The organism is Aeromonas sp. QDB30, assembly GCF_027707645.1.
Classification (GTDB): domain Bacteria; phylum Pseudomonadota; class Gammaproteobacteria; order Enterobacterales; family Aeromonadaceae; genus Aeromonas; species Aeromonas caviae.
The window spans coordinates 1-17,802 of the sequence record NZ_JAPCIY010000050.1 but is presented as its reverse complement, the minus strand read 5'-3'; the positions used below and the strand labels follow the sequence as shown (position 1 = coordinate 17,802).

At 55.0% G+C, this 17,802-nt stretch carries 12 protein-coding genes; all 12 read left to right on the top strand.

Features of this window, described 5'->3' with window-relative positions; all coding sequences use genetic code 11:
• The first annotated feature begins 38 nt into the window (after window positions 1–38).
• The 12 genes from PG896_RS14600 (at window position 39) to PG896_RS14545 (ending at window position 17,600) form a co-directional block, all read left to right on the top strand.
• Window positions 39–2,978, top strand: coding sequence for a sensor domain-containing phosphodiesterase (locus tag PG896_RS14600; RefSeq protein ID WP_270835849.1), 2,940 nt, complete (start codon window positions 39–41; stop codon window positions 2,976–2,978).
• Between the two features lie 75 nt (window positions 2,979–3,053).
• Window positions 3,054–3,896, top strand: a complete 843-nt coding sequence (gene pflA / locus PG896_RS14595; RefSeq protein WP_010674272.1) for a pyruvate formate lyase 1-activating protein — start codon at window positions 3,054–3,056, stop codon at window positions 3,894–3,896.
• A 94-nt stretch (window positions 3,897–3,990) separates the two neighbouring features.
• Window positions 3,991–4,632: an energy-coupling factor ABC transporter permease gene (locus PG896_RS14590; RefSeq protein WP_270835848.1), complete on the top strand. Its 642-nt coding sequence runs from the start codon at window positions 3,991–3,993 to the stop codon at window positions 4,630–4,632.
• A gap of 573 nt (window positions 4,633–5,205) precedes the next feature.
• Entirely contained in the window at window positions 5,206–5,580 is a 375-nt protein-coding gene (locus PG896_RS14585; protein ID WP_270664717.1) for a hypothetical protein, read from the top strand.
• 24 nt (window positions 5,581–5,604) lie between these two features.
• Window positions 5,605–7,374 carry a polysaccharide biosynthesis/export family protein gene (locus tag PG896_RS14580; protein WP_270835852.1) on the top strand — a complete coding sequence of 590 codons (1,770 nt, stop codon included), beginning with the start codon at window positions 5,605–5,607 and terminating at the stop codon, window positions 7,372–7,374.
• 63 nt (window positions 7,375–7,437) lie between these two features.
• Complete coding sequence (locus tag PG896_RS14575; RefSeq protein WP_270835847.1) at window positions 7,438–8,238, top strand: ABC transporter permease; 801 nt, start codon at window positions 7,438–7,440, stop codon at window positions 8,236–8,238.
• A gap of 22 nt (window positions 8,239–8,260) precedes the next feature.
• Window positions 8,261–8,911: an ABC transporter ATP-binding protein gene (locus tag PG896_RS14570; protein WP_270664713.1), complete on the top strand. Its 651-nt coding sequence runs from the start codon at window positions 8,261–8,263 to the stop codon at window positions 8,909–8,911.
• Between the two features lie 15 nt (window positions 8,912–8,926).
• Window positions 8,927–10,129, top strand: a complete 1,203-nt coding sequence (locus PG896_RS14565; RefSeq protein WP_106887245.1) for a sugar transporter — start codon at window positions 8,927–8,929, stop codon at window positions 10,127–10,129.
• 137 nt (window positions 10,130–10,266) lie between these two features.
• Window positions 10,267–13,029 (top strand): class I SAM-dependent methyltransferase, encoded by a 2,763-nt coding sequence (locus PG896_RS14560; protein ID WP_270835846.1) that lies wholly within the window; start codon window positions 10,267–10,269, stop codon window positions 13,027–13,029.
• 35 nt (window positions 13,030–13,064) lie between these two features.
• Window positions 13,065–15,239, top strand: coding sequence for a glycoside hydrolase family 99-like domain-containing protein (locus tag PG896_RS14555; RefSeq protein ID WP_270835845.1), 2,175 nt, complete (start codon window positions 13,065–13,067; stop codon window positions 15,237–15,239).
• A 1-nt stretch (window position 15,240) separates the two neighbouring features.
• Complete coding sequence (locus tag PG896_RS14550) at window positions 15,241–16,359, top strand: glycosyltransferase family 2 protein (protein WP_270835844.1); 1,119 nt, start codon at window positions 15,241–15,243, stop codon at window positions 16,357–16,359.
• A gap of 74 nt (window positions 16,360–16,433) precedes the next feature.
• A complete protein-coding gene (locus tag PG896_RS14545) occupies window positions 16,434–17,600 on the top strand; it encodes a nucleotide sugar dehydrogenase (protein WP_270835843.1) in 1,167 nt (388 codons plus the stop codon).
• The last annotated feature ends 202 nt before the right edge of the window (window positions 17,601–17,802 follow it).

Below are 17,802 nucleotides of genomic sequence, written 5' to 3'. Positions count from 1 at the left end.
TGCCCTCCGACAATTGCTCAACAGGATAGTGTCAGTTCATGTCGTCTACCGCGCTCAGCCATCTTCCGACCGCCAGCCAGGCGCCCCTGTTCTTCCGCCTGGATACCCGTAGTCAACGGCTGGTCGCCCTGACCGATGTGATGCAGACGCCGCTCCACTGGCTCGACGAGCCCCGCAGTGCCTGGCCGGCCCAATTGCCGGACGCCCTGCGCCAACCCATCGAGCAGCGGCTGGCCAGCGGCAAGGGGGGCAAGCTGGTGCTGCGCTTTGACGCCCTCCTCTGGCACATTTCCCTCTCCCACGAGCAGGACGCCTTCTGGCTCATCTGCCTGCAGACCCAGTCCCAGGAGAGCGCCGCCAGCCTGTCCCTGCAACTGCCGCGCCTGAGCCAGATGGCCAGCCAGCAGCAGTATGACGCCATGCTGGAGAGCCTCAAGGAGTGCCTTGGGGCCGATCGCCTGATCCTCTGGCACTACCAGGCCCATGGCACCCTTGGCGGCGAGCAGCTGACCCCGGTGTTCACCCTGGGGGTGGACGCGCTCGGTGCCATTCGCGGAGACAGCCGCTACATCCGGGCCCTGCGCGCCCGGGGCGCCCTGAGCTTCTCGGAGGCGGCCCACCAGCCCATGTTGAGCCAGCACTACTATCTGGCCGATGCCAATGTCTGCTCCCGCCTGGACGGCGCCTTGCTGGAGCAGGAGAAGCTCATCGGCGTGCTCAGCCTGGAGTATGCCGAGAGCACCCTCATCAGCGATGACACCCTGCAACTGGTGCGTCATTGCGCCCGTTTGCTCGGCCACTGGCAGCCGGACCCCGTGGCGACCGACACCCCGGACCTCGCGCCTCCCCCGGGGCTTGCCAACCTGACCGGCAACGATTACTGCCGCGCCCTGCTGCGCTGGGCCATGGGCCTGAGCGGTGCCCACATGGGCTGGATCGGCGAGTTTCAGCCTCGCGGCCAGGATCTCTGGCTCATTCCCCGCTGCGTGGTGGAGGGGGAGACCTTCGCCGTCGTCAAACCCATGCCCATGGACATCGGCCCGGGCCGGGAGATCTTCCAGCACGGGCAGAGCCTCTACGTGGAAGATCTGGCCCTGCGCTATCCCCAGTCCAGCCAGCTGCTGGCTCTCGACGCCAAGGCCTATGTCGGCATCCCCTTCCCGGGGCCAAACGGTCTCCCCCTGGGACAGCTCACCCTGCTGCTCGCCACCCCTCTGGCCGATCCCGCGTCCCTGCTGGACGTCCTCTACGAACAGCGTGAACGGGCGGCCATCGAACTGCAGCGCCTCGCCAACGACGATGCCCTGCGCCTGGCCGAGGTGGCCTTCAACACCCACGACGGTCTGCTGGTGATGGACCACGGCGGCATCATCCTCAAGGTCAATGACTCCTTCAGCCGCATCACCGGCTTTGCGAGCGAGGAGATGCTGGGCCTGCACATCGATGCCCTGAGGCCCACCTACTATGGCGACACCCTCAAGGAGGAGGTGATCGCGGCGGTCAACCGGCAGGGATACTGGCTCGGGGAGGAACAATGCCTGCACAGGGAGGGACACCTCTTCCCGGTGCGGCTCATGGTGAGCGGGGTCAAGGACGAGGAGGAGGAGATCAGCCACTTCGTCTGCAGCTTCCACGACATCACCCAGGAGAAAGAGACCGCCCGCCACATCGAGCGCCTCGCCTACTACGACGACCTGTGCGATCTCTACAACAGGCGCAGCCTGACCGACATCATGCAGCGCACCCTGCAGACCCCGAGTGGTCAGTGGGGGGCCCTGCTGCTGCTGGATCTGGACAACTTCAAATCCATCAACGACTCCCTCGGTCACGCCTGCGGCGATCTGCTGCTCCAGGCCGTGGTGGTGCGACTCAAGTCCCTGCCCCAGGAGAACCTGGTGCTCGCCCGCACCTCGGGTGACGAATTTGCCCTGCTCTTCACGGCGCTGGGCCAGGGCTATATCACCGCCAAGATCCTGGCGGAGCACTTTGCCCGGGAGCTGATGGGGATCTTCCGTGCCCCCTTCGACATCGGCGATCACAAGCTGCACTGCAGCGCCTCCGTGGGGATCAGCCTGTTCAGCGATGACGACAAGGATCACCTTGTCCTGATGCAGCAGGCCGATACCGCCGTTCACATGGCCAAGCGCGCGGGCCAGGGCAACCATATCTTCTTCAGTGAAGCCATGGCGGAAAAAGAGAAGAGCAAGCTTTCTCTCAACAACCAGCTGCGCGATGCCCTGCGCAACAACGAGCTGGTGCTGCACTACCAGCCCCAATACCGGGTCGACAACGGCACGCTCTCGGGCATAGAGGCGCTGCTGCGCTGGCAGAAGGCCGACGGCACCATGGTGCCCCCCGGGGAGTTCATCCCCATCGCCGAGGAGACCACCCTGATCCAGGAGATAGGCTACTGGGTGATGAAGACCGCCTGTGCCCAGTACAGCTTCTGGCTCAACAACGGTCTCGCCATCCCCCATCTGTCGGTCAACGTCAGCGCCCGCCAGTTCCACACCGCCGGTTTCGTGCAGCAGGTGGAGTACATTCTGCGGGACACCGGGGTGCCCCCGTCGCGCCTGCTGCTGGAGATCACCGAGTCCGTGGTGCTGGAAAACCGGCTGGAGAGTATCGCCAGGATCCGCCAGCTCAAGGCCCTCGGCCTGCTCATCTCCATCGACGACTTCGGCACGGGCTACTCGTCCCTGGCCTATCTGCGGGATCTGCCCGCCGACGAGGTGAAGCTCGACAGAAGCTTCATCCAGACCCTGGTCCACAGCGAACAGGACAAGGCCATCGTCAAGGCCATCCTGGATCTCGCCCGGGTGTTTCGTTTCACCGTCACCGCGGAAGGAGTGGAGGAAGAGGAGCAGCTCGCCGTGCTCAAGGCCTTGGGATGCCAGCATTATCAAGGCTTCCTCACCAGTCGGCCGCTCCCCGTCAAGGCACTGGAGAGCCTGCTGGGTGCCACCCCTGCGGGCTAAACTGGTAGGATTTATAGGGCTTTCTGTCATAAAATAACGACCGCTCGAACCTTGTCCGCACCATTGGAGTCGTCTATGTCAGTCATTAACCGGATCCCCGCCGTTGAATCCAAGGGACCTGCCACCCCCGGCACGCAGCGGATCCCGACCGTTGAAGCCAGCGACACCGGCACTACCGACATCATTGGCCGGATCCACTCCGTCGAGACCTGCGGGACCGTCGACGGCCCCGGCATCCGCTTTATCGTGTTCATGCAGGGCTGCCTGATGCGCTGCAAGTATTGTCACAACCGGGACACCTGGGACACCCAGGGCGGCCGCGAGGTCACCGTGCCCGAGCTGATGAAGGATCTCACCAGCTATCGCCACTTCATGAATGCCTCCGGCGGTGGCGTGACCGCCTCCGGCGGCGAGGCCATGCTGCAGCAGGAGTTCATCGCCGAACTGTTCACCGCCTGCAAGGCCCAGGGGATCCACACCTGCCTCGACACCAACGGTTTCGTGCGTCACTACGACGAGCTGCTGGACCGGGTGCTGGACAACACCGATCTGGTGCTGCTCGACATCAAGCAGATCAACGACGAGAAGCACATTCCCCTCACCCACGTCAGCAACAAATACACCCTGGAGTTCGCCCGCTACCTGGCCTCCCGCGGTCAGACCATGTGGATCCGCTACGTGGTGGTACCCACCTGGTCCGACGATGACGAAAGCGCAGAAGGACTCGGCCAGTTCATCGCCGAGCTGGGGGAGTGCGTCGAGAAGGTGGAGCTGCTGCCCTACCACGAACTTGGCAAGCACAAGTGGGACGTGCTGGGAGATACCTACGATCTGGTCGGCATCAAGCCCCCCAGCAAGGAGACCATGGACAGGGTCCAGGGCATCCTTGGCAAGTATCACCCCAACGTGAAGTATTGAGACAGGAGGCCGCCCGGCAGAGGGCGGCCTCTTTTCATTGCGCCGGCATTCGCCACGGCGCCATCACCGACAGCCGCATCCGGGGGAACCGCTCATGAGTGAAGGACAAGTCGCCGCCCTCCTGCTCTGGCTGGTGCTGCTCGCCTTCAGTCTGAACGCCTCCCTGCTGCGCACCCTTGGCGCCCACCCGCTCTATCAGCATCTTTGCCTCGGCGGCGCCATCGTGCTGGTACCGCTGTGGACCTTGCGGGCCGGGTTGCACGAGGGGCTCGAGATCCACTTTCTCGGCCTCACCAGCCTGACCCTGTTGCTGGGCTGGCGCCTCGCCCTGCTTGCCCCCTGCCTCACCCTGCTGATCCTCGCTTACTTCGGGGTCATCCCCCTGACCGACATCGGCTGGCAGGCCCTCATCGGCGTCGCTCTGCCGGTGGCCACCAGCTGGCTGCTGTTTCTGGGGAGCTGGGCCTGGCTGCCTCGCCACCTCTTCGTCTATCTGTTCGTGGCGGCATTTCTCGGGGGGGCGCTGAGCATCTCGGCCAAGGTGATCGCCAGCGCCCTGCTGATGGGTCTGAGCGGCACCTACTCCTGGCACACCATCAGCGCCGACTACCTCTCCATCTGGCCGCTGCTGCTCTTCCCCGAGGCCCTGCTCAACGGCATGGCCATGACACTGCTCGCCGTCTATCGCCCCCACTGGGTCAACACCTTCTTCGATCGGGAGTATCTGGGGCGCTGATAAATTGCTTCACATAAGCGGCATAGGGAGTAATAACCACCGCCATACCGTACCAAGCCTGTCAACCTAGGGAAGGTGCGAATAAGTACCCTATGTGCCAAAACTAAAAAGTTTAGCCATTTAATATCAATAATTTAGAATGGTGTGTTTTTGTGCCAAGTGACTTGTTAGCACCTTCCCTAATGTGTATTGACTCATTCGCAACCCAAAGGTATTATGCGCTCCGAATAAAATTAAGCATGACGAGCATCCCAAAATGACGCAATATATGTGAGCTCGGCTCCAGCACGACTGGAAAGCTATTCAAACAGGGCTGTTGATGACTGTCGGCCTTATGTTTTTTATTTTATTTCAAGCCCCAATTTAACCCCCTAGGCCGGAACAATGTCACTTCCGTGCGGTAGCTTTTCTCTTTTTTTGCCTTTTGAGATAATGTATTCCCGTGTACAGTTTCGGTACAGCAATACCAAGGAACAACATGAGGCGAGTATTAACGCAAAACGAACACCGCTCGCAACATTAAGTTAACGTATAATTTACATTTCAAGTTTTGGCACCTGGATAATATTTCACATGAACTACGTAACCCGGTTTCTGGCGATATCGCTAGCTGTGTGTATTGCTGGCTGCGCATATGAGCCAAAGCAGGTCGAAGCCTCCCGCCCCCTCGTCAATCCATCATCGACCACAGTACTGCAAGCCATGCCTGCAAATCTGCAACAGGCGCTCAATACTCAACCTCAAGGGGCTGCACTCAGCACAAACGGCGTTACCTTCACCCTGGGTCAACGCTATGTGTCGGCCATGGGGCGTGAGTGCGTTGACCTGTTGTTCAACAACATGCAAGGCCACTCGCAAAGAAGTGTCGCATGCAAGAGTGAAGAACTTTGGTACCTGATACCTCAATTGGATCAGGCTTCTGTCAGCAGCCTTCTTGCTGAACAATAAAACTCGAAGGTATCTGTTTTGAAAATGAACGTTCGTCAGCTGAGTACCCTTCTGTTTCTCATCGGTGCCTCCTGCACCACCATGGCGGCTAGCGCACCAGACCAGGCCCAGGCAAATGGGGCATCATTTGGCTATACCCTGTCGGGTAATTCAGGCGATAACAGTCGGCCCCAACTTGGTGGCCAGTCATCGTTGAGTGGTCAGGCCAACACGAGTTCAACAACCGGCAGTTTTGCGCAACAAAATCGGCAGGGCATGTTGCTGCCAGGTGAGGCAGATGTTCGGAAGTTACTGCCACAGGCCGAGGCCGGACTTCCTCCCCCCTACGGTGCCAACCTGTTTGCAGGTGGATATGAAACCGAACGCAGTGATGGCTTGAATGACAATTACCTGATAGCACCAGGTGACAAGCTGAATATCTGGATCTGGGGCGCCGTCAATTTCTCCAATGTGGTAACGGTCGACAATCAGGGCAATATCTTCATCCCTGATGTAGGCCCAATCAATGTCAAGAATGTTCCAGCCAGCCAAGTCAATAATCTGGTAACCAGCAAGATTGGCGATGTATTCACCAACAATGTCAACATTTACGTCAATTTACTGACGACAACCCCAGTGAGTGTATTCGTGACGGGGCCGGTGATCCGCCCAGGCCAATATGCCGGGCAATCGTCTGACAGCGTGCTCTATTTCCTCAAGCGGGCGGGTGGCATTGATTCAGAGCGTGGTAGCTACCGTCAAATCAAGGTCTTGCGCCAAAACCAGGTCCTCCAGCAGATCGACCTGTATGAGTTCATGCAAAAAGGCAAAATGCCCAAGCTTTCCCTGAAGGATCAGGATGTGATCCTGGTGGAACCCCAAGGGCCGATGATCAACGTGGCTGGCAAGGTTCGCAACCCATTCCGCTTCGAATTAAAGCAGCGCAATACGCAGGGCTCTGAGCTCATCAATTATGCCCTGCCCCTCGCCAAGGTGAGTCATGTCGGGGTAATTGGCGATCGTGCAAACGGTCCCTTCTCTATTTATCTGCCTTACAAAGATTTTGCCCAGGTCCAACTCAAGGACGGCGACAAGGTGCTGTTTAACGATGACATGCATGCGCAAGTTTACGATGTGCAGGTCACCGGCAGTTATATGGGGCCCTCTTACTTCACCGTCCGCAAAGAGACCAAGCTGCACGATCTGCTCAACCACATTCCGATCAACCCGGATCTGGCCGATTACCAATCCATCTATCTGATGCGTAAGAGCGTGGCCATCCGGCAAAAAGAGATGCTGGAGGAATCGCTCAACCGGCTGGAGCGCAGCGTATTCACCGCGCCGGCCAGTTCGGATGGTGAGGCGACCATCCGTGCCAAAGAGGCCGAACTGGTCATGCAGTTTGTGGACAAGGCTCGCAAGATTCAGCCTCTGGGCAAGGTCGTGGTCGCCGACAAGGGCATCATCGCCAACATTCAGCTGGAACAAGGTGACCAGATTGTGATCCCGAACAAGACTGACCTTATCCAGGTGGGGGGTGAGGTGCTGATGCCACAGGCCGTGGTCTACAACGCCAATGCCAACCTCGATGATTATGTCGCCTGGGCCGGCGGGTTTACCGAGCGAGCCAATGATCAGCGCATCGCCGTGGTGCATGCCAACGGGCTGGTAGAGTTCAAGGGTCAGGGGAGTGTTCAGCCAGGGGATCAGCTCATGGTGTTGCCCAAGGTTGACAGCAAAACCATGCAGTCTGTCAAAGACATTACCCAGATCATCTATCAGATCGCCGTGGCGGCGAACGTAGCCATCAACTAAACCGCCCACACCGAACAATGCAGGCTCGCCAATCGGCGAGCCTGCCATAGGGTAAAAGACCCAATGCATAAACCCATTCTCAATCAAACACCTCGAACACCCTTGCAGGTGCTGCGCGATGTGACGTTTGGTTTGCTTATCCGTGAGCTGAAGACCCGATTCGGCAGTTACCGGCTTGGCTATGCCTGGGCCCTGCTCGACCCTCTATTGATGATCAGCGCATTTAGTCTGATTTTCGGGATGCGCAGCCAGAGTGGTTTCGGGGGCGTGCCTGTACAGGTTTTTATCACGGCCGGGTACCTGCCTTTCATGTTTTTCAACAAGGTGGTGAGTCAGCTTAAATCTGCGGTCAACGCCAATATGGGGCTGTTCTGCTACCGCCAGGTCACCCCCTTCGCCACCTTTGTTGCCCGCTTTATGCTAGAGGTGATGGTGGGCATGATGGTGGGCATTATCCTGGTGCTGGGACTGCTCTGGTTCGGTTTTGATGCCATCCCGGCAGACCCCTTGCAAGTCATCCTCGGCTATCTGCTGCTCATGGTGTTCTCGTTCTCTCTCGGTATCGTCTTTTGCGTCATCGGCAAGCTATTCCAGGAAGCGAACAAGTTCCTCGACCTATTGATGATGCCGCTGATGTTTATCTCTTGCGTGATGTATCCACTGGCGGCCATTCCGGTGCAGTACCAGCACTGGTTTTTGTGGAACCCACTGGTACATGCCCTCGAATTGATACGCAGCGGCTGGATCGCGGGATACAGCAGCCCCAGTGTCAGTTGGGCTTATTTCGCCAGCATCACCTTGCTGCTGCTGACCTTTGCCATGAGCTGCTATCGCCTGAATCATCGCCGGCTGATCGCCAGTTGATCGCCAATGAGTGCGGAATAACATGATCATTCTCGACAATGTTTCCAAGTATTACCCCACCAAGTTTGGCCGCAACTATGTGCTGCGCGATGTGAGCATAGAGCTGCCGCGGGATCGCAACATCGGTATTCTGGGGGTCAACGGGGCGGGCAAATCCACCCTGCTTCGCCTGTTGGGGGGCATGGATACGCCCAATCAGGGCAAGGTGACCCGTCTTTGCCGTGTCTCCTGGCCGCTGGCCCTTGGCGGCGGATTTCAAGGGAGCATGACAGGGCGGGAGAACACCCGTTTCGTCTGTCGCATCCACGGGGTGCGCGATAGCCGTGCCGTGGAGGAGTGGGTCAAGGAGTTTTCCGAAATCGGCCAGCACTTCGAGTTGCCGATCAAAACCTACTCCAGCGGCATGAAGTCCAAGTTTTCCTTCGCCGTCAGCATGGCCTTTGACTTTGACATTTATCTGACCGATGAGATCACCTCGGTGGGGGATGCCCGCTTCAAACAGAAATGTATCGATACGTTCAATCAAAAACGCGAGACCGCGAGCCTTATCATGGTATCCCACGACATGAAAAACCTGCGCCAACAGTGCGACATGGGAATACTGCTGCGCAACGCTGCATTGGAAGTGTTCGACGATATCGACGACGCCATCCGCATTTATCAGGATCTTTAACAAGCTGCACCCAATATGACTCAACCTATCAGATCGGAAAGACCCTCACGCCTCGTGCGCAAACTGCGCAAGCTCGGCAATGAGCCCAAACGCTTTTTTATCGATTCCAGCGGTTTTCAGATTGCCCACCGCTCCTGGCAGCAGAGCCTCAAACTCGGCAGCTTTCTCTGGGTCGTCGCCTGTTTTGCCATTGCCGCCCTCTATCTCGGCGTCATCGCCTCGGATCGCTATGTGAGCCGGGCTGAGCTGATGATCAAGCAGGCGGATCAGATCAAGATGCTGCCCGATGCCCTCTCTATGCTGGGGCTGGGTGGCAGCAATCATCAGGATGTGCTGCTGATCCAGGAGTACCTGAAATCCTGGGATCTGCTGGCCAAGCTGGATAAAGAGCTCGGCCTCAAAGCCCATTACCAGAGTGACAAGGCCGACTATTTCTCCCGCCTGCCACAGGATGTCAGCCGGGAAGACTTCATCGAATACTACCGCCAGCACCTGACGCTGCGCCTTGATGAGCTGTCGGGTGTACTCACCATCGAATTACAGGCGTTTGATCCCGAATATGGCCAGCAAGTGGTAGGGCTGATGCTCAAGGAGTCCGAGCGCTTTATCAACAAGCTGGGGCATCAGGTGGCGCTGGAGCAGCTGGCTTTTGTTGAACAAGAGGTTGATCGCGCTTATCAACGACTTCAGGGCGAAAAGGCCAAGGTCTTGGCATTTCAAAACAGCCACCAACTCATCAGCCCCGAATCCACCAGCAGCGCGCGTCTCGGGGTCGTCAGCCAGATTGAGGGCGAGCTGGTGAACCAGCAGGCGCAACTAAAGCAACTGCGCAGTTACATGAAAGAGACAGCCCCCGCGGTCATTTCGGTACAAAGCCGGGTCGACGCCTTGACCAGGCAACTGGAACAGGAGCGGGCCAAACTCACCGGCCAGGATAAAGAGGCCATGAACGAGATTACCGCCGGTTATATGGATGTGCAGACCCAGGCCACCCTGGCGGCGGATCTCTACAAGACGGGCCTCATCAGCCTGGAGCAGGCCAGAATAGAGGCATACCGCAAGCTCAAACACTTGCTGGTCATCAGTCAACCGAGCCTGGCCCAGGATGCTGAATACCCTCGCCGTCTCTATAACCTGGCTACGGTGAGCGTGCTGCTTATCCTCTTCTATGGCCTGATCGTGATGGGCTTGGCCACCTTGCGTGAGCATCAGGACTGACAATAAACGCCCCGGATAGCTAACCCATATCGTATTCCAACCCGGGTCTTCGACCTTGGCTAACCCCTCAAGAGCGTGGTCACAACAGTGGCCACCTCGATTGATTCATTGTTCAAATACCCAAGAGACACACCCCCATGGACCGTCAAAACAACAGCCGTTCAGTGGCAAACCGCAAGCAAAAGCCCGTAGTGCAGCCCAATACCGAGCTGGACGTGATTTTCAAGCGCTCCCTTTTTTGGCGTCCAACCTATATCGCTCAATCGGCCTGGCTGGAGCACATCCCCTTTGCCTTCTGGCTGGTAGAAAGCCTGCGCCCTCGCAAAATTGTGGAATTGGGAACCCATTACGGCAGCTCTTATTTCTCGTTTTGCCAGGCTGTGACAAAGCTCGACCTGGAAACCCTCTGCTTTGCCGTTGACACCTGGGGGGGCGATGAACATGCAGGGGTATATGGCGAGGAAGTCTATGGGCAGGTCTCTGAATACAACCAGCAGCACTACTCCAGTTTCTCCACCCTGATCCGCAGCACCTTCGACCAGGCGCTGGCACATTTCCCTCAAGGGAGCATAGATCTGCTCCATATCGATGGCCTTCACACCCTAGACGCCGTGCGCCATGACTTTGAAAGCTGGCTGCCCAAGCTCTCTGACCGGGCCGTTGTCATCATGCACGACACCAATGTGAGGGAGCGCGGCTTTGGCGTATTCCAGTTGCTGGATGAGCTCAAGCAGCAGTACCCCCACTTTGAATTTGCCCATGGTCATGGCCTTGGCGTGATTGGAGTGGGCAGTGAGCAGGTGCCAGAGATGAAGAACCTCTATGACCTTTTCACCAATGCCCGTGCCACCAAGCAGGTACAAGATATCTTCTCTCGCCTGGGCAAGGCCTGCGGTGATAGCTGGGAAAACAGCCAGCTCAAGCAACAACTGGCCGCTCAGCGAGACAACCTGCAGATGGAGCAACAGCAACTGCATGAGCAGCAGGCGCTCGAAAGAGGTCGCCTTGCCGAGCGCATCACCGCCCAACACCATCAATTGACAGCATTCGAGCGCCAACTGGAAGAGAGCAAGGTACAAGAGGCTCAGCTGGCGGCACAGCAGCAACGCACCGCGGCATTGACATCCGAACTCGAGATGCTGCAACAGCAAGCCGCGGATACTCACGCTCGCCTTGCCGCCAGCGAACAGCAACGCGAAGAGGTGCTAGCCGCCAAGCAGAATCTGGAGAGTGCGCTGTCGCAAACCACCCAGCAACTCGCGCAAACCGCTGAAGAGCTCACTCAGCTTGCCCAGGAAAAACAATCGCTGCTCGGCCAGCAGGCGCAGGCTAATGAGGCTCAACAAGCACTGCAGCGTCAGCTGGAGCAGCAACAGGAACACGCCATCGCCCATGAACAGGCTCGGCACCAGTTGCAGCAGCAGTTCAATGATCAAACACTGCAACTCAATGAAGAAACGCAGCGCACCGCACAACTGACCCAGGCGCTGGGTAATAGCAACCTGGCGCTCACGGAAGGATCACGCCAACTCGCAGACTTGCAGCATCAACTGGAGCAATCCCTTCGAACTCAACATGCGCAAGCACGTTCGCTGGCCGAGCAAGATGACACTGTCAGACTGTTGCAAGAGCGGGCCAAGGCACTGCTCCAGGAACTGCAAGACCAGAATGAGACCAATATCCAGCTGCAACGGTCCTATGGCTTGCTGGAAAGCCAGCATGACGCACTCGGCCATGAACGCGATACCCTGCGTCAGGAGCAGATCCATTTGAACAAGAAAATCGAACTGGGGCGGAGCAACCTGGCCAACCAGCGTGAGCAGCACGATGCCGCCCAGCATGCCTGGCAGCAACAAGAGCTGCGCCTTAAGACCGAGCTCAATGAGCAACAGCAACAGATCGGCGAACTCCATCGGGCCCTGAACGAGCGTTTTGACGAAACCGCTACCCTGACCCGCCTGCTCGAAGAGCAGACTCAGCTGATTGCCGAGTACACCCAGACCATCCATGACCAGGATGCGGCGCATCAGCAGCTTGCCACCACGCTCTCGGCCGCGCAGCAGCAAATGCAGAGCGTGCAAGCGCAGTATCAGCAAGCTCATGCCGAGCTGGCTTCGCTGGACGCCGAGAAGCAGCAGAAGATTGACGCCTTGGAGCACGGGCTAAATGAGCGATTCACTGAGATAGCGAGCCTGACTCACTGGCTGGAAGAGCGTGACCAGTCGCTGGCCTCGCTAACAGCAGAAAAGCAGCAGATACACGATACCCTTCTGGCTCGTGAACAAACCTGGCAAGCAGAGCGAGTCAAGCTGGCCCAAAGCCAAGCAGAGCTGCAACAGCAACTAACCGCCAACCAGCAGCAAGCTGCCCACCAGCAGGCAGTGCTCGAAGGGCAAGCGAGTGAGTTAACCAAACAGAACAAGGGGCTGGAAGCCAATATTGCCGAGCGCTTTGCTGAACTGGCGACCATGACAAATCTGGTAGAACAACAATCGAGAGAACTCATAAAGAGTGAGCAGCAGATTGAGCAACTCAAGGCTCGTATCAACAAGCTCAAGGGCACCGTCTCTTGGCGCCTGACCGCCCCCGTCAGGGCATTGGCAAAACCCTTCAAAGAGCAGCCTTCATACAGCATGAATCAGATCAACAAGATTGCAGAGTCTGGGTATTTCGACGAGCAGTGGTACCGCCAGCAATATCCTGATGCGACTAAGGCCGAATCCGCAATTGAACACTATCTGAATATTGGTGCAAAAGTTGGCTATAACCCGAGCCCAAGATTTGATACCAATTGGTATCTGAATATGTATCCTGATGTAGCCACTGGCGATGTCAATCCATTGCTCCATTTTATTATTCATGGGCAGCATGAAGGTCGACTGTGTCGCTCACAGTCTTGATATTTACATAAGCATAAAATAAAACGGGAATAAAAATGCAGTTCTTTAAAGATATCCTTAATGGCTCTGACCTGTTTGATGGTGAGTGGTATAAAGAAACATACCCTGATGTAGTACATCTGGGTATGGATCCTGCCGAGCATTATTTGAAGTATGGCTGGAGAATGCTTCGTGATCCGAGCACCGAGTTTTCAACTAAGTTCTACCTGAAATTCAACTCAGATGTCAAAGAAGCAGGCGTTAATCCGCTAATCCATTATATTACCCAAGGGATCAATGAAGGACGCGTGTGCAAACAGGCCAGTTCATCTCTCTTTAAAGATGGCATCCCTGCGCCTGTCTATATCAAGAAGAGCCAGCTTGATTTTGATTTCCAGTCACCTGTCAGAACCATCTGTTTCTACCTGCCGCAATTCCATGCCATTCCTGAAAACAATGAATGGTGGGGAGAGGGTTTCACCGAGTGGTCCAATGTCAAGCCAGCCAAGCCGCAGTATGAAGGGCACTACCAGCCACATGTGCCAGATGAACTGGGTTACTACAACCTGCTGGATGTCGAGACACAGCGCCGACAAATCGCGCTAGCCAAACAGTATGGCATCGACGGCTTCTGCTTCTATTTTTACTGGTTTGCCGGTCATCGCTTGTTGGAACAGCCGCTGCTAAATTACTTGGAACATAGCGATCTGGATCTGCCATTCAGCCTGTGCTGGGCGAATGAAAACTGGTGCCGCCGCTGGGATGGGCTGGAAAGCGAGATCTTGATCGCACAAGATCACAGCCCCGCTGATGATATTGAGTTTATCAAGTATGTCTCTAAATATATGCGAGACCCACGTTATATCCGCGTAGATGGCAAGCCACTGCTCACTATCTATCGGCCTAGTCTGCTTCCTGATGCCAAGGCGACCGTTGAGCGCTGGCGTAGCTGGTGCCGTGAAAATGGCATCGGTGAAATCTACATGGCATACACGCAATCTTTCGAAAAAGAATCGCCTGAGGTATATGGCATTGATGCGGCCATCGAATTCCCACCCAATAACTCCAATATTCCCAACATCACTCATCAAATCCCGAATTTGTCTGATGAGTTCACCGGTAATATTTATGACTGGAGTGAACTGGTCAAACGCAGCGAGCACTACACCGACCCTGGCTATCAGTTCTTCCGCGGTGTCACACCTAGCTGGGACAATACGGCCAGACGCAAAAACAACGGCACCATTTTGTACGGCAGCTCACCTTGCCTGTATCAAAGATGGCTGTTCAATGCGGCCCTTGAGACGACACAACGCATCCACAATCCCGAGGAGCGCTTCGTCTTTATCAATGCCTGGAACGAATGGGCCGAAGGCGCTCACCTTGAACCCGATCAAGCTTATGGCTTTGGTTATCTGGAAGCTACCCGTACCGCGCTAATCCGTGCCCAACTTTGCAGCAAGGCCATCAACCCACATCAAAGCAAGTTGGCGGTGGTCATCCACGCCTTTTACCTAGACATTCTCGAAGAGATCATCGCCGAGTTGCAGGGAGTGAGCTCTTGTCAGATCAAGCTTTTTGTCACAACGCCATATCAGCAGGAACAAGCCGCACAGGCTTTGTTGCAAGCATCCGGTATCGATTACCATCTGTTGGCGCTGGAAAACCGTGGCCGGGATGTGCTGCCCTTCCTGAAAATCATGAATACCGTGGTGTCAGAGGGGTATGACTATCTGGTCAAGGTGCACACCAAGCGCTCCAAGCACCGTGAAGATGGCGATATATGGCGCGATGATCTGTATGCCAAGCTGATCACCCCCGACGCCATCGACAACGCCATGGCTATCTTCAAGGAACAGTCCAAGGTCGGTATTATTGGGCCAGAAGGCCATATCGTGCCGATGAATTTCTACTGGGGCTCCAATGCTGGAAACGTTGAAAAACTGTGTTACCGCATGGGCTACAAACTCGACGATATTCGCGAGCTGAACTTTGTGGCCGGCACCATGTTCTTTGCACGGGTCGATGCCTTAAAACCCCTGCTCAGTTTGGGATTAACCGACGATGACTTTGATATTGAGGCGGGTCAGGTCGATGGCACAATTGCTCATGCGATTGAAAGAATAATTTCCATATCTGCATGCTCAAGCAAATTTCTTTGCAAGAGTACTCAGAATGAAGAAATTAAAGTCATGTCGGGTGTAGAGTATACGTTTGCAAAAGTAGGATGAAATGAGAAACAAACTGGCAATTTGCGCAATCTTTAAAAATGAAGGGCTCTATGTACAAGAGTGGCTTGATTTTCATTATTTAGTTGGTGTAGGGAAGTTTTATATATACTTGAACAATTGTGATGATGATACCTATGAAAAAATAACATCATGGAAACACAACGATCTAGTAGATATTTGCGATTGGCCCATACAGCCTGGGCAGTTACAAGCGTATCAGCATTGCATCAATAGAAATACTGATGATGAGTGGATTGCATTCATTGATTCCGATGAGTTCCTTCACTCTAGAAACAATAAAAGCATCATTGAAATTCTTGACTCAATACCCTCTAGCTACACAACAGTTGTAGTTAACTGGCTTATTTTTGGCTCAAGCGGAATAAAAGAAAAAATAAACAAACCTGTCCTGGAAACATTTACAAAAAGAGCTGAATTTTCATTCCCTGCCAATCGAGTGGTTAAAAGTATTATCAGAAGTAATTGTAACGGCGTCGTAAGAAGTTGCCATTTTATAGAGACATCAGGTGAACCATGTTACTCTAATGGCCTTCCTTGCGATATTGGGCATGATGGTATTGCCAAAGAATTCTGTTCCTCCCATCTTATTTTGAATCATTACTTCACTAAAAGCCATCAAGAATGGACGAAAAAGAAACTTAGAGGACGTGCTACAATTTCAAGTGAAGATCCACAGAAAATACGAGCAGAGGAACAGTTCTTCTATCACGATAGAAATGAAGTTGAAGACCTACACCTATATAGCATAGCAACCGATACCCCCCCACCACAGATTCAAGAGAAAGGGCATTTGTATATAGATCGCATTGAACTTGGCACTCATAATATCAGCCTTACAGGTTGGTCAGACATCGAAGGGAATGAAATACTATCTATTATGATATTGAATGGTAGTGACGAAATATTACCAGATTCCTTTATTAGGTGTGAACGCCCTGATGTTTTAAAAGCTATTGGTGGTCAAGAGAGTAAAAAATACGGTTTCAAAGCAATGTTTCCCATTAATAATGGGGAGATGGGCCTCATCAACATCATAGCTGTATTTTATAACTTCAGCTCTAACCTAACTATTGTAAAAAAAATAGAAGTTAAAATATAAAAATATTTTTTCAATTCGATATGACATTGACAAAAAAATGCTAATTTAAAGTTCGTCTACCTGAGAATGATATAATGAAAATCACCATTGTAGGAACCGGCTATGTCGGTCTTTCCAATGCGGTACTATTGGCGCAACACCATCAGGTGATCGCCCTGGACGTGGTGCCAGAGAAGGTTGAAATGATCAATGGACGCCGCTCTCCCATCGCGGATAAAGAGCTGGAAGCCTATCTGGCGGACAAGCCGCTCAATCTCAAGGCGACGCTGGACAAATTTGAAGCCTATGAAGCGGCCGACTTTGTGATCATCGCCACCCCCACCGACTACGATCCCGAGACCAACTACTTCAATACCGGCACGGTCGAGGCGGTGATCCGCGATGTGATGGCCATCAACCCACGGGCGGTGATGGTGATCAAATCCACCATTCCGGTGGGCTTTACCGAGCGGATGCGCCGTGAACTGGGTACCGAGAATCTGATCTTCTCCCCCGAATTCCTGCGCGAAGGCCGTGCACTCTATGACAACCTGCACCCCTCGCGCATCGTGGTGGGCGAGCGCAGCGAGCGGGCTCAACAGTTTGCCGAGCTCCTGCAACAGGGTGCCATCAAACAGGATGTGCCCGTGCTGCTGACCGGCAGCACCGAGGCCGAGGCCATCAAGCTCTTTGCCAACACCTATCTGGCCATGCGGGTGGCTTACTTTAACGAGCTGGACACCTATGCTCAGGCTCATGGCCTTGACAGCCGCCAGATCATCGAGGGGATTGGCTTGGATCCGCGCATCGGCAGCCACTACAACAACCCCTCCTTTGGCTACGGCGGTTATTGCCTGCCCAAGGACACCAAACAATTGCTGGCCAACTACAGCCAAGTGCCCAACAACCTGATCCGCGCCATCGTCGATGCCAATACCACCCGCAAGGACTTTATTGCCGACAGCGTGCTGCGCCGCAATCCCAAGGTGGTCGGCATCCACCGCCTGGTCATGAAGGCGGGCTCGGACAACTTCCGCTCGTCCGCGATCCAGGGGATCATGAAGCGGATCAAGGCCAAGGGGATCGAGGTGGTGGTATTCGAACCGACCATCGAGACAGACACCTTCTTTAACTCCCGAATAATTCGCGACTTGAGCGAATTTAAAACCATCAGTGATGTGATCCTCTGCAACCGGATGGCTGGCGAGTTGGCCGATGTAGCTGACAAGGTTTACACCAGAGACCTCTTTGGTGCTGACTGACCAACTGACGTCACAAGGTAGAAAAGGGTATGGACTGACAATAACATTATGCCCCTCCTTGGTTGGGGTAGACTCGATGCCCTCAGTGATGCTCAACTTGCGCTACTTGATGACATCACCACTAGGTATCTATTCACCAGGACGGGGTTGACGGCATCAGTTCTGCCGGGATGGGATAATCTGTCTTCTCGATGCACGCCCT